Below are 455 nucleotides of genomic sequence, written 5' to 3'. Positions count from 1 at the left end.
AAATTTTCGACACGCCTCTTCGAAGGGCCCAACGTCTTTGACCTTGGGTCCGCACGGGCCTAACGTCTAAGTATCGAGTTCCCATTGCTTACGGCAGCCGCGCAAGTCACACTGGAAGGTGCGCCCCGCGGAAATTACAGGCATGATCTTCATTCCTGTTAAGGCTGCTGCAGTTCTTCTCGGGGAGCTTATGACAAGGAGGATCCAGGTGAGTCCCAAAGGCGAAGCAGGCGGGCTGAAACAGCCCACGGCTGGTGTTGCTGTGCCCGCAAGCGGTGCCCAGGGCCTCCTGTTCACCGAAGATCTCCCTGTCCTGGATGAAGACGCAGGCTACCGGGGCCCCACCGCTTGCAAGGCAGCAGGCATCACTTACCGCCAACTGGATTACTGGGCGCGAACCGGACTTGTAGAACCCGCAGTCCGCGGTGCCGCCGGCTCTGGATCCCAGCGGCTCT

The 455-nt window shown here is 60.2% G+C and carries 1 protein-coding gene; it reads left to right on the top strand.

Annotated elements, in window-relative coordinates:
* Positions 1-208 precede the first annotated feature (208 nt).
* On the top strand, positions 209-455 hold a 247-nt coding region (locus tag AC5RWX_RS34315), incomplete at its 3' end, for a MerR family transcriptional regulator (protein WP_494100583.1).

It is taken from the genome of Arthrobacter sp. SPT-J7 (genome assembly GCF_059089965.1).
Note: the sequence above shows the minus strand (reverse complement) of the source record. Positions and strands in the feature narration are given on the sequence as shown.